At 71.7% G+C, this 12,605-nt stretch carries 12 protein-coding genes and 1 riboswitch; of the genes, 2 read left to right on the forward strand and 10 right to left on the reverse strand.

The genetic code is table 11. From position 1 onward, the window contains the following. Window positions 1-35 precede the first annotated feature (35 nt). The 8 genes from ACFWN2_RS34195 to ACFWN2_RS34230 form a co-directional block, all read right to left on the reverse strand. Window positions 36-1,292: a cobalamin biosynthesis protein gene (locus tag ACFWN2_RS34195; protein WP_382434534.1), complete on the reverse strand. Its 1,257-nt coding sequence runs from the start codon at window positions 1,290-1,292 to the stop codon at window positions 36-38. Between the two features lie 43 nt (window positions 1,293-1,335). After that, the gene (locus tag ACFWN2_RS34200) at window positions 1,336-2,157 is read right to left on the reverse strand and encodes a hypothetical protein (RefSeq protein WP_382434536.1); all 822 of its coding nucleotides are present in this window, start codon (window positions 2,155-2,157) and stop codon (window positions 1,336-1,338) included. Continuing rightward, window positions 2,157-3,200 carry an SAM-dependent methyltransferase gene (locus ACFWN2_RS34205; RefSeq protein WP_382434538.1) on the reverse strand — a complete coding sequence of 348 codons (1,044 nt, stop codon included), beginning with the start codon at window positions 3,198-3,200 and terminating at the stop codon, window positions 2,157-2,159. The genes ACFWN2_RS34200 and ACFWN2_RS34205 overlap by 1 nt, the downstream gene beginning before the upstream one ends. Before the next feature lie 34 nt (window positions 3,201-3,234). Then, entirely contained in the window at window positions 3,235-4,611 is a 1,377-nt protein-coding gene (locus ACFWN2_RS34210; protein WP_382434595.1) for a cobyrinate a,c-diamide synthase, read from the reverse strand. Window positions 4,612-4,651: 40 nt separating this feature from the next. Further along, window positions 4,652-5,266, reverse strand: a complete 615-nt coding sequence (gene cobO / locus ACFWN2_RS34215) for a cob(I)yrinic acid a,c-diamide adenosyltransferase (protein ID WP_382434540.1) — start codon at window positions 5,264-5,266, stop codon at window positions 4,652-4,654. Between the two features lie 140 nt (window positions 5,267-5,406). Continuing rightward, on the reverse strand, window positions 5,407-7,311 hold the full coding sequence (locus tag ACFWN2_RS34220; protein ID WP_382434542.1) for a putative cobaltochelatase: 1,905 nt from the start codon (window positions 7,309-7,311) through the stop codon (window positions 5,407-5,409). A gap of 38 nt (window positions 7,312-7,349) precedes the next feature. Continuing rightward, window positions 7,350-7,486, reverse strand: a riboswitch (cobalamin riboswitch). A gap of 30 nt (window positions 7,487-7,516) precedes the next feature. Beyond that, complete coding sequence (locus tag ACFWN2_RS34225; RefSeq protein WP_382434544.1) at window positions 7,517-8,479, reverse strand: threonine aldolase family protein; 963 nt, start codon at window positions 8,477-8,479, stop codon at window positions 7,517-7,519. A 7-nt stretch (window positions 8,480-8,486) separates the two neighbouring features. Next, a complete protein-coding gene (locus tag ACFWN2_RS34230) occupies window positions 8,487-8,993 on the reverse strand; it encodes a helix-turn-helix domain-containing protein (RefSeq protein WP_382434546.1) in 507 nt (168 codons plus the stop codon). 82 nt (window positions 8,994-9,075) lie between these two features. Between ACFWN2_RS34230 and ACFWN2_RS34235 the strand changes: the two genes are divergently transcribed. Beyond that, the gene (locus tag ACFWN2_RS34235) at window positions 9,076-9,909 is read left to right on the forward strand and encodes a zinc-binding alcohol dehydrogenase family protein (RefSeq protein WP_382434548.1); all 834 of its coding nucleotides are present in this window, start codon (window positions 9,076-9,078) and stop codon (window positions 9,907-9,909) included. Here ACFWN2_RS34235 and ACFWN2_RS34240 read toward each other — a convergent pair. Beyond that, window positions 9,893-10,954: a hypothetical protein gene (locus ACFWN2_RS34240; protein WP_382434550.1), complete on the reverse strand. Its 1,062-nt coding sequence runs from the start codon at window positions 10,952-10,954 to the stop codon at window positions 9,893-9,895. The genes ACFWN2_RS34235 and ACFWN2_RS34240 overlap by 17 nt on opposite strands. A 43-nt stretch (window positions 10,955-10,997) precedes the next feature. Between ACFWN2_RS34240 and ACFWN2_RS34245 the strand changes: the two genes are divergently transcribed. Further along, window positions 10,998-12,191, forward strand: a complete 1,194-nt coding sequence (locus ACFWN2_RS34245) for an 8-amino-7-oxononanoate synthase (RefSeq protein WP_382434552.1) — start codon at window positions 10,998-11,000, stop codon at window positions 12,189-12,191. Here the strand turns inward: ACFWN2_RS34245 and ACFWN2_RS34250 are convergent. Continuing rightward, entirely contained in the window at window positions 12,145-12,603 is a 459-nt protein-coding gene (locus ACFWN2_RS34250) for a GNAT family N-acetyltransferase (protein ID WP_382434554.1), read from the reverse strand. The two genes, ACFWN2_RS34245 and ACFWN2_RS34250, sit on opposite strands and share 47 nt — an antisense overlap. Window positions 12,604-12,605 lie beyond the last annotated feature (2 nt).

The raw sequence follows: 12,605 nt of genomic DNA on the forward strand, positions 1-12,605 counted from the left end.
ACTTCGGTAGAAACCCTACGAAAGAAGGAAAAACATCAGTGTTCCCAGACTCCGGGAACAACAATTACGTCGGCTTCGACCGGAACGTCCAGCGTTGGCCCGGTTCCAAAAGCGACGAACGCGACCGCGGCCCCACTGGAGGCCAATTCGCACGCGCCCTCGTGGCGGACTTCGGTGCCCGCGCGCAGAAGCGGCCCGACCGCGTCGATCGCCTCGGGCGTCCCGATCACGAACGCGGCGCGCCGGATCTCCGCCTCCGCCCGCGGCGTGCGCTGCTCGGCCGAACCGGGACCGAGCCCGACCAGCGCGAGCCGGCCGCGCGGCAGCACCCGTGCCGCGGCCACGGTCACGTTGTCCCGCTTGAACTTCTCGGCCGCCAGCTCGATCGGGCCGCCGTGCCCGATGCTCCGCGCGCCGCGCAACGCGGCCGCCTCCGCGACACTCGCGGTGCCCAGCGAGTTGCGCACCACCGAGCTCGGGTTCGGCACACCGATCTCGGCGAGCTCCTCCGTCGGGAACGTCAGCAGCTCGGCCGTGTCGCCGTGCCAGAAACCCCAGTCCTCCACGGCGTCCACGATGCCGGGTTCGTCCGCCTTGACGTCCGCCGTCGCGAAAGCCTTGATGGCGCGCAGGTCCAGGCCGCCCTGAGCGTCCAGCTCCGACAGCGCGGCACCGACGCTCGTGGCCGACGCGCCGCGCGTCGAGCCCACACCGACGACGAGCGTGCGCGGCACGATCCGCAGCACGTTGTCCTTCGTCGCGGCGGCGCGGTCGTCGACGACGATCACCCACGTCGCGTCCTCACCGCCCGGCACGACGTTCGGCGGCAGCGCCGGAAGCGGGAAGCTCAACGGGTTGCGCAGCACGACCTTCTCGCCCGCCTCGATGGCGGCGGTGCAGGCCTCGACGTCGCCATCCGCGGTGGCGTCCAGCTGCTCGACCAGCTCGTCGAGCATCGAGTCGATGGACGGGCCGCTGGTCACGACGGCCGTGCGGTTCAGCGCGTCCGCGACGTGGCGGGCGAACACGTCCGCGTCGCCGGCCAGAGCGACCACGAAGTGCTGGTCCACGCACACCACGGCGGGGTCGGATCGCTTGTCGCGCAACAGGGGCGCGATCAGGCGGACCGCCGAGGCCGCGTCCAGGAAGAGCACGACGGCACCGAGGCGGGGCCACAGGCTGCGGACGGCGGGCTTGACGGGACCGTCGGGGACAACGGCGTCGGAGCCGAGGAGACCGGCCAGGTCGGCGGCGTCACCGCGCTGGGCGGGGCCGGCGAAGACTCCGATCACGCTGATGCTCCCCACGACTGGCCGCGACCAGCCCGCTCACCGATCACTTCTTGCTTCCCCACAACACCGTCACGGGGACCGCGGGAGCGAATCCCGAGTCCAGCAGGCGTGAGGCGGTCCAGTGCACGCCCTCGACCTCGTACCCCGCGGCCACCAGCGCGTCCCGCGCGGGCACGATCTCGTCCACGCTCTCCGTCGCGACGACCACGCGCTTCGCCGACACCGCGGCGGAAGCCTTGACCGCGCTGAGGTTCCCGCGGCCGACGAACACCGCGTCCGGGCGCGGCAACGACGACGCGTCCAGCTCCGACTCCTCGACGCGGACGTCGACGCCGTGCGCGGACGCGTTCGCGATGATCCGCACGCACTGCACGGGATCGGGTTCGACCGCGATCACCGCGGCACCCAGCCGGGCGCACTCGACGCCGACCGCGCCGGACCCCGCCAGCACGTCCCACACCAGCACACCGGGACGCGGGGCGAGGCGGGCCAGCACGAACGCGCGCACCTCGGCGCCGAGCACGTGCGTGCGGCTCGCGAACGCGTCGTCCGGCAGCGCCCAGCCGTCGTTCGAGCGGAGGAACTCGTTGTCCGCCAGGCACAACACGGCGTCCGGAGAGTTCCAGCGGCGGGTCACGGCGTCGCGCGGGTCCACTGTGGTCAGTTCGTCGCCGTCGTTCACGACCAGCGTGCGGCGCCAGCCAGCGAGGCCCGCGCCGACCTCGGCAGGGCCGATGCCCTCGGCCAGTTCGACGATCACGGCGGAGTGGGCCCGGCACACGTTCAGCGCGGGGCGCAGGCCGTCCGCCGCGTCGACGACCTCGACGGGACGGCCCGCTGCCTCCAGCAGCTTCTCGTGCGACATCAGTTCGCGGACCGCTTGGGCTTGCGGACCTGCTTCTTCCTCGGCGTGGAGGTCGAGGCGTTGACCGTCGGCGGCTTCGGCATCTCAGCGGCCACCACCGTCAGCTTCGGCTTGGGCGCCGGCTCCTCGGCGGGCTTGCGCACCGACTGCTGTATTTCCTCGACCGCCGTCCACGCCGGGTTCGGCTCGGTCACGGGAGCGGCCGCGGGGATCGGCTCGTCCGGACGTGCCGGAACGGGCTCCTCCACGCGCGCCGCGATGCGCGAGGCGGCACGGCGGGACCAGCTCGACGGACGGGCGGCGCGCAACGGCTCGTCGACCGACGTCGTCGCCGAGGCCGACACACGACGCGTGGGCGCCTTCACGGCGGCACCGACGAGGAACAGCGTCGGGCGGTAGAGCTTGTGCTTCTTCACCACAGCCTCCAGCTCGCCGACCGTGGTGTGCACGACGACCTCGTCGGCCTGGCTCACCTTGTACGCGACGACGACCGGCGTGGCCTCGGAGTACCCGCCCTGCAGCAGCTTCTCCACGAACTGGCCGGTGCGCGCGCCCGAGACCGTGGCGGCCATGGTGGTCTGCAACGCGGCGAACTCGCTGACGCGCTCACTGCTCTCCGGCGAGAGCAGCACCGTCGAGAACGCCTCGGTCTGCGTGATCTCGCGCCCGATCTTCGCGGCAGCGGCGGCGACGACGGACACGCCCGGCACGACCTCGACCTCCAGGCCGAGGCGCACGCACAGGTCGTGCTGCTCCTGGACGCCACCACCGGTCGCGGCGTCACCCGTGTGCAGGCGCACGACGACCTGGCGCGACGCGGCGGCGCGGCGGTACAGGTCGGTGATCTCCTCCTGCGTGACGCGGGAGAAGTCGACCAGGTCGGCGTCGGCGCGGGCGTGCTCGCGGACGCACTCGGCGTCCACCGCGCTGGGGGCCCAGATGACGACGTCGGCTTCCGCGATGCGGCGCGCGCCTCGGACAGTGATGAGGTCGGCGGCACCGGGACCGGCGCCGACGAAGGTGACCCGACCGGTCGTCGTCACGACAGCTCCACAGGGGGTTTGGGGGAGGGAGGGCTTAGGCGAAGACCGTACCGTCTGCCACTCCTGCCACGAACGGGTGGCAGGCCCGCACGAAACGGGCTATGGCCTCTTGATCACCGGCGGGGTGCGTGTGGAGGTACGAAGCGTGCACCCCGCCCACCGCGAACCCCTCGGCGACGGGCCGCGAGTCGACGCCGCGCCAGTGCCACGCGGGCGGGTTCGAGTGCGGTGTGGACAGCTGGGTCCGGTGGAACTCGTGGCCGGTCACACGGCTGCCGGGCGCGTGCAGCGGCGAGTTCGCGGACGCCACCGCGTCCCGGTAGCCCAAGGTCAGTTTCGGGGTCATGAACCCCTCGGCGTCGAGCACGCCGCACATCGGGTGCCCGTCGAGCGACTTGGCGAGGTACAGCAACCCTCCGCACTCGGCGTGCACGGGCGCGCCCGATCGAGCGAACCGAGCCACGGCCTCGCGCAACGGGGTGTTGGCCGACAGGGCTTCGGCGTGCTGCTCAGGGAACCCACCCGGCAGGACCAGGCCCGCCGTGCCCTCCGGGAGGTCCTCGTCGTGCAGCGGGTCGACGACGGCCACGGCCGCGCCCGCCGCCTTCAGCACCTCGACGTGTTCGGCGTAGCCGAACGTGAAGGCCGCTCCACCCGCGACGGCGATCACCGGTTCGCCGCTCACGGCCTCGACCTGCGGATCCCAGGCGGCGACGGCCATGTCGGGCACCGACCTCGCCAGCCTGCGCACCGCGTCGAGGTCGACGTGCTTGGCCACCGCCGCGGCGATCGCGTCGACCGCGGACACCGCCTCCGCGCCGTGCTCGGCCGCCGTCACGAGCCCCAAGTGCCGTGAGGGCAAGGAGAACTGCGGATCGCGCGGCAGCACGCCGAGCACGTCCAGGCCCACCTCGTCGCACGCGGACCGGAGCACCTGCTCGTGCCGTTCCGACCCGACCTGGTTGAGGATCACGCCGCCGAGCCGGACCGTGGGGTCGTAGCCGCGGAAGCCGTGCAGCAGCGCGGCGAGCGACCGGCTCTGCCCGCGCGCGTCCACGACGAACAGCACGGGTGCGTTGATCAGCTTGGCGACGTGCGCGGTCGACCCGATGCCGGCGGTGTCGACGCGGCCGTCGAACAGGCCCATCACGCCCTCGACCACGGCGATGTCGCAGCCTTTGGAGCCGTGCGCGAACAGGCCGGGGACGCGGTGCTCGCCGACCATGACGGGGTCGAGGTTGCGGCCGGGCCGGTTCGTGGCGAGCGAGTGGTAGCCGGGGTCGATGTAGTCGGGGCCGACCTTGAACGGCGCGACCCGCGAACCCGCGCGGCGCAACGCGGCCATGAGCCCGGTCGCGACGGTGGTCTTGCCGCTGCCCGAGGCGGGGGCGGCGATGACGAGCCGGTTCACCACGTGGGCCTCCGATGTCCCGGAGCGACGACCAGCCTGTTCACCACTCGATCCCCCGCTGGCCCTTCTGCCCGGCGTCCATCGGGTGCTTGACCTTGGTCATCTCCACCACCAGGTCGGCGGCGTCGACCAGCTTCTGCGGCGCGTACCGCCCGGTGATCACGACGTGCTGGTGGCCGGGCCGGTTCGCCAGCACGTCGACCACCTCGTCCACGTCGATCCAGCCCCAGTGCAGCGGGTACGTGAACTCGTCGAGCACGTAGAAGCCGTGGCGTTCCGCACCGATCCGCCGCGCGATCTCCGCCCAGCCCTCCCGCGCGGCCGAGGCGTGGTCGTCCTCGGTGCCCTGCTTGCGGGTCCAGGACCAGCCCTCGCCCATCTTGTGCCACTCGACGGCGCCGCCCTCGCCGGTCTCGTCGTGCAGCCGGCCGAGCGCCTTGAACGCGGACTCCTCGCCGACCTTCCACTTGGCGGACTTCACGAACTGGAACACGCCGATGTCCCAGCCCTGGTTCCAGCCGCGCAGCGCCATGCCGAACGCCGACGTCGACTTCCCCTTCATCTCACCGGTGTGCAGCATCAGCAACGGCCGGTTGCGGCGCTGGCGGGTGGTCAGGCCGTCCTTCGGCACCTCGGTGGGTTGTCCTTGAGGCACTGGGGATTCTCCTTGCTCGTTGGTCGCTGCTCCGCAGACTCCGGTGAGTTCGCCGGGAAGCTGGTCGTCCGGCCGCCGCTTCGCCGTGATTGGGCTTCGCCGAATCCCGACGAAGGGGCACCCGGACGACCAGCGCGAACTCACGCAGCCCGGACGACGCCGGCGAGGTGGTCGGCGGACAGCTGGTCGAGCCGGACGCACGTGCCCTGCAACGCCTCGGCGATCTTCTGCGCGAGACCGAGGCGGACGTGGCCCTGTTCGCAGTCCACGACCACGACGGCGGTCTTCTCGAGCAGTCCGGCGGCCTTCAGAGCGTCCTTGGTCGGGTCGCCGCCGAGTCCGGACGACGTGGCGCGGCCGTCCGTCAGCAGCACCACCAACGGCCGCTTGCGCGGGTCGCGGAGGCGTTCGATCTCCAGGACCCTGTGCGCCTTCAGCAGACCGTCCGCGAGCGGGGTCCGGCCGCCGGTGCGCATCTTCTTGAGGCGGGTGGCCGCCGCGTCGACGGAGGTGGTGGGCGGGAGCGCCACCTCGGCCTGGTTACCGCGGAACGTCACCACGCCGACCTTGTCCCGGCGCTGGTAGGCGTCGCGCAGCAACGAGATCACCGCACCGCTGACGGCCGACATCCGCTTCTGCGCCGCCATCGACCCGGAGGCGTCGACGACGAACAGGACGAGGTTCGACTCCTTGCCCTCCCGCACGGCCTTGCGCAGGTCGGCGGCGGTGAGCAGCAGGCCGGGACCGCTGCGGCCGCGCGTCGCCTGGTGCGGTGCGGCGTTCGTCAGCGTGTCGACGAGGTGCAGACCACTGCCGTCCACTTTGGACGAACGGACGATCCTGCCGGTGCGCGCGCGGGCCCTGGAACGCTTGCCGGGCGCGCCTTCGCCGACTCCGGGGACCTCCAGCAGCCGCGCCTTGAACGCGGGCGACGGCTCCGGTGCCGGACGGTCCTGAGGCGCGTTCCCGTTGCCCTTCGGGCCTTCCTGCGGTTCGGGCAGCTCACCACCACCGGGGCCGTCGTCGTCCGGACCCTCGTCGGGTTCGGCGGCGTGCTCGGCCGCCTGCTTCATCGCGTCCTCGAGCTGCTGCTCCTCGATGCCCGGCTCGTCGAACGGGTCGCGCCGGCGCCGGTGCGGCAGTGCCAGCCGGACCGCGACCTCGACGTCGACCTCCTCGACCTCCGACGCACCGCGCCACGCCGCGTGAGCGCTGGCGGCACGGGCGACGACGAGGTCCGCGCGCATGCCGTCGACCTCGAAAGCCGCGCACACAGCGGCGATCCGGCGCAGCTCACCGTCCGGAAGGGACACTCGCGCGAGGTTGTGGCGCGCGTCCGTGATCTGCTGCTTGAGCTGGGCGTCCTCGCCGGCCCACCTCGCCGCGAACGCGACGGGGTCGGCCTCGTAGGCGAGCCGGCGCCGGATCACCTCGGTGCGCACGCTCACATCACGAGCCGCCTTCACCGCCACCGTCAACCCGAACCGGTCGAGCAGCTGCGGCCGCAGCTCACCCTCCTCGGGGTTCATCGTGCCGACCAGCAGGAACTGCGACGGGTGCGAGACCGACACGCCTTCGCGTTCGACGTGCGCACGCCCCATCGCGGCGGCGTCGAGCAGCAGGTCGACCAGGTGGTCGTGCAGCAGGTTGACCTCGTCGACGTAGAGCACGCCCCGGTGCGCCGACGCCAGCAGGCCGGGCTGGAACGCCCGCACGCCCTCGGTCAGCGCCTTCTCGAGGTCGAGCGACCCGACGAGCCGGTCCTCGGTGGCGCCGACGGGCAGTTCGACGAGCCGGGCCGGGCGGCTCTCGGTGCCGTCGTGCGGCGCGTCGGGGCAGTCGGTCGTACCGGGCACGCAGCCGAAACGGCAGTTCTTCGAGACCTCGAGCTCGGGCAGCAGCGCGGCGAGGGCGCGCACGACGGTCGACTTCGCGGTCCCCTTCTCGCCGCGGACGAGAACACCGCCGATGGCGGGGTGCACCGCGTTCAGCAGCAGGGCGAGCCGGAGGTCGTCGTGTCCGACGACAGCCGAAAAGGGGTACATGCTCGGCGAAGTCCTTCCTCGGGTGTCCACGCCCGTGGCCGGTTGGATAAGAGGGGGACGAGTTCCTGACTCCCGGTCTCTCCAGAACCGGTCACAGTCGCGGGACGGCGCCGGATTCGCACCGGCTTCCTCGCACTCCCCTCACAGCCCCGGCATCGTCGCACTTCGCACCGCCGGGTCCAACAGCCAGGTGAGCGACGTCGCCCTAGATCAGGCTCCTGAACTCCGCCCAGGCCTCCCCGACCTCCTCCGCCGTCCACTCCAGCGCGGGCGCCGCGATCGTCACCTCGGTCTTGGCGAGCGTCCCGTCCCGCCAGAACCCGCCGAGGAACTTCCCGCCCAGCTCGGTCAGCCGCTTCGGGTCGCCGGGCAGGTGCAGCGCGAACTGGTGGGTGTGCGGCTCAGGCAGGCCCATGGCGGCGGCCACGACCTTGGCGTGCTCGACCTGGGTGCCCAGGCGGGGCAGCACCGTGTCGAGGCCGTGCATCGCGGACAACGCCGCCGGCCACTGCTGGAACAGCATGCCGCCGTACCGGTGCCGCCACACTCGCGCCTGGTCCACGAAGTCTTGGGTGCCTGCGAGCGCCGCGCCCGACATGCCTTCCAGCGACTTGTAGAACGACACGTAGACCGAGTCGAAGAGGCCCGCGATCTCCGGCAGCGGCTTGCCCAGGCCGTGCGTGCTCTCCCACAGCCGCGCGCCGTCGAGGTGCACGACCGCGTCCCGTTCGCGCGCGGCGTCCACGACCTCGGTCAGCTCGTCCCAGGTCGGCAGGACGAACCCGGCCTCGCGGTCCGGCACCTCCAGCAGCAGCGTGCCGAACGGTTCGGGGCACGAGGCGACGTCCGCGTTGCGCACCTTGATCGGGCGCAGGCCGGACAGCACGGTCAGCGCGTCGTCCTCGTGGTGCAGCGGGTGCGCCTGCGGGTGCATCGCGACGATCGGGTTGTGCGTGCGGTCCGCCCAGCACTTCAGCGCGATCTGCTGCGCCATGGTGCCGGTCGGCACGAACAGCGCGGCCTCGGTGCCCAGCAGCTGCGCGACGCGGGTCTCCAGCGCCTCCACCGGTCCGCCGTCGCCGTAGCGGTCGGGCTCGACGTCCGGCACGGGGCCGAGCTCTTCGAGCAGCGTGCGCTTCCTGACTCCGGACAGCTGACGGTTCAACACCCCCGCATCAAACCTCAGCCGCGAGCGTCTCCGCGAGTGAAATGACGCCCGCCCGGATCTCGTCGGCGGTCATCCCCTGGGCCAGCAGGAACTCGATGTGCTCACCCCGGAGCACGGCCAGGACGGTGTGCGCCTTGAAGGTCGAGCCGACCAGCCGGGCCAGGCGTTCCACGGTGATCCGGAAGTTGCCCTCGCAGCTGCGGACCGTCGTCCGTTCCACGGCGATGACCAGCGGCAACGACGCCAGCACGTGGTCGAACAGCGTGCCGGCGAACTCCCCGGCGGAGCGGCACTCCAACGACGCCGTCTGGATCCACGAGGCGGCGGTGGAGTCGACCACGGCCCTGACCAGACCGGCCTTGTCGCCGAACCGCCGGAACACGGTGCCCTTGCCCACACCCGCCGCCAGTGCCACGTCCTCGACGGACACGGCCTCGATGCCCCGGGAGCTGATCAGCTCGGTCGCGGCGGCCAGGATCGCGGCCCGGTTGCGGGCGGCATCGGCACGTTCCAACGAACTCTCCCTTGACACAAGCGGACTGACGGTCCGTATATTACCAAACGGACCGACGGTCCGCTTACTGAGGGAGGACCAGGTGAAGGCAGTGCGGTTCCACGAGTTCGGAGGGCCCGAGGTGCTCACCGTCGAGGAGGTGCCCGACCCCGTCGGCGACACGCTCGTCGACGTCACCGCGATCGGGCTCAACTACGGCGAGACGGTCATCCGCCGCGGCAAGGGCAGGGAGCTCTTCCCGTGGTACCCGGGACCGGCCCTTCCCGTCACGCTGGGCTCGGAAGTCGTTGGCACCACAGGAGAAGGCCGCCGGGTCATGGGCGTGCCGCGCGACGGTGCCTACGCCACGAAGGCCGTCATCGAGCACCCGATCGACGTGCCCGACGGCGTGAGCGACCACGAGGCGCTCGCACTCTTCCTGCAGGGCACCACGGCGGTCGCGACGGCCAAGGCGGCACGGATCCGGCCGGGTGACCGGGTGCTGGTCGAGGCGGCGTCCGGTGGTGTCGGCAGCCTGCTGGTCCAGCTCGCGCAACGGGCGGGCGCGACCGTGCTCGCCGCGTCCAGCAAAGGCGGGATCGGCTACGACTGGGACGGGCTCGAACCGGTGGACGTCGTCTTCGAGTCGATCGGCGGCGCGATCGGTAGGAAGGCGTTCGAGCTGCTCAGGGACGGTGCCGGCAGGATGGTCGTGTTCGGGTACGCCAGTGGTGAGCCGCTGGACGTCACGGCGAGCGACGTCTTCCGCAAGGGCGTGGCGGTCATGGGCCTCCCCCGCGGCACCACGCCGCAAGAGGTGCTGAACCTGAACCTCAAGCCCGTGCTCGGTGACGTCTACCGGCTCGACGACATCGCCGAGGCGCACGAAGCACTCGAAGCCCGCACCACGCGGGGCAAGCTCATCGCGCGACCGTGACGGACCGGGGCGCGCGGAACGACAGCAGCTGAAGCCACTCCGGATCAGGGCCGGTCAGGTGCAGCGACGGCTCGTGCGACGCCACCGTCCGCAACGTCACGGCGGCCTCCAGCCGTGCCAGTCCCGCACCGAGGCAGAAGTGCCTGCCGTATCCGAACGCCAGGTGCCGCTGGTCGGTTTCCTTACCGCTCAACAACAACACGAGCTCCGCGCCGGCCGGCACGCGCACACCGGACAACACGACCTCACGCGCGGTCAGCCGCCGCCACGTGACCACGGGCGTCTCGGTCCGCAGCACGTCCTCGACGAACGACTCGGCCACACCGGGCTCCGGCAACCGCGCCCACAGCGAACGGTCCTGCAACGCACGGCGCAACGCCGTGGACAGCAGCTGGGTCGTCGTCTCCTGGCCCGCGATCAGCAGGAAGTAGCAAAGCCCCGCGGAGTCCTCTGCGGACACACCGGCGTCGGCCAGCGCGCAGAACAACTCGCCGTCGCGGGCGTGGTAGCGCTTGATCAGCCACTGGTGGAAGTCGCCGACGTCGTCGACCAGCTCCATCTGCCGTTCGCGGCCGATGTCGCCCCAGAAGAACTCCAACGAACCGGAGCTCCAGCGCTTCAACGTGGGGATGTCGACGTTCTCCAGCCCGAGCAGCTCCATCAGCACGATCGCCGGCAGGTCCCAGGCCAGGTCCCGCACGAGATCCGTGCCACCCAGCCGTTCCGAAACCAGGGCACGGATGCGAGGCTCCGCTGCGGCGACGCGGGCGGGTGTGAAGAACGACGCGACCAGCCGGCGAAGAGAGGCGTGCGACGAGGACCCGTTGTTCGCCAAGGTCGGCGGCAGCGAGAACCGGGCGCGGACCAGGGCTCGCAACGCCGAGGGCGCGACGGGCGTGACGGCGGTCAGCGCGTTGTCGGGCAGGTAGGTGACCGGATCGGCCAGCACGGCGCGCACGTCGTCGTGGTCGGACACCACCCACCGGCCGCCGGCGAACTGCACCGGCGAGGTGAGTTCGGCGCGCGTGAAGGTGAACAGGTCCACGAGCGGCACGCTAGCGGGCAGATGGGAGACTCAGGCGGTGACCGTGAGCACAACTGAGGCGATTTCCAGCGGTGGTGAGTCCACGTTCGACTGGATCGACGTCCGTTCTGAAGCGAGGGCCAAGGCCGGTCTGACCCGGCGCCTGAGGCCGCGCACCGCCGGCTCGACGGACCTCGACCTCGCGAGCAACGACTACCTGGGCCTCGCCAAGGACAAGCGCGTCGCGGGTGCCGCGGCCGCCGCCACGCTGAAGTGGGGCGCTGGTTCCACGGGATCGCGCCTGGTCACGGGCTCGACGGAGCTGCACGCCGAGCTGGAGTACGAGCTCGCGAACTTCTGCGGCTCGCAGTCGGCGCTGGTGTTCAGCAGCGGGTACATGGCGAACCTCGCCGCGGTCACGGCGCTGACGGGTCCCGGTACGGCGATCGTCGCCGACCAGCACATCCACGCCAGCCTCATCGACGGCACGCGCCTGTCGAAGGCCGACGTCGTCGTCGCGGACCACTGCGACGTCGGCAAGGTCAGGCACGCGCTGGAGACCCGCGGCAAGCGGCGGGCGATCGTCGTCACGGACTCGGTGTTCAGCGTGGACGGTGACATCGCCCCGTTGAACGAACTGCACGAGGTCTGCCGCGCGAACGGCTCCGCGCTGGTGGTCGACGACGCGCACGGGCTCGGTGTCGTCGGGCCCGGTGGCCGTGGCGCCGTGGCCGAGGCGGGCCTGATCAGGCAGCCGGACGTGATCACCACGCTGACGCTGAGCAAGTCGCTGGGCGCGCAGGGCGGCGCGGTCCTCGGCCCGAGCCGGGTGATCAAGCACCTGATCGACACCGCGCGGCCGTTCATCTTCGACACCGGTCTCGCGCCGAGCAGCGCGGCGGCGGCCCTCGCGGCGATCAAGATCCTGCGCGAGGAACCGGACCGTCCCGAGCGGGCGCTGACCGTGGCGCACGACCTGAGCCACCGCCTGAAGGAGGCCGGTTTCCAGGTCAGCACGCCGACCGCGGCCGTCGTGAGCGTGCGGGCGCCAAGCCCGGAGCAGGCGTTCCAGTGGGCCGAGACGTGCCGCACGAGCGGTGTGGTCGTCGGCTGCTTCCGGCCGCCGTCGGTGCCGGACCAGATCAGCAGGCTGCGGCTCACCGCGCGCGCCGATCTGACCGAGGCCGACATCGAGCGCGCGGTGCGCGTGATCAGGGAGAGCGCCGCATCCGCAGGTGTGGAATCCCGTCCTCGATGAACTCCTCGCCCTCGGGCACGAACCCGAACGAGGCGTAGAAGTCGGCGACGTACGTCTGCGCGTCGAGCACTGACGGCGCGGTGCCGATGTCCACGAGCGCGGCCTGCATGAGCCGGCGGCTGTACCCGCGGCCGCGGGCCATGCGGGCGGTGACGACGCGGCCGATGCGGAACGTGCCGTCCGCGTCCTCGAGAAGCCGCAGGTACGCGAGCGGATCGTGCGCCCCCTCGGCCTCCAGCCAGAAGTGCCGTGTGCCCTGCTCCAGGTCACGGCCGTCCACGTCGGCGTAGATGCAGTTCTGCTCGACGACGAAGACGTCCTGCCGCAGTCGCAGGATCGCGTAGAGCTGGGCGGGGCTCAGGTCGAGCCCCCACTGGCGGCGCAGCGTGGCGGGAAACTGTGTGGTTCGCACCT

The sequence above is a fragment of the Lentzea sp. NPDC058436 genome (genome assembly GCF_042721515.1).
In the GTDB taxonomy this organism is placed as follows: Bacteria; Actinomycetota; Actinomycetes; order Mycobacteriales; family Pseudonocardiaceae; genus Lentzea.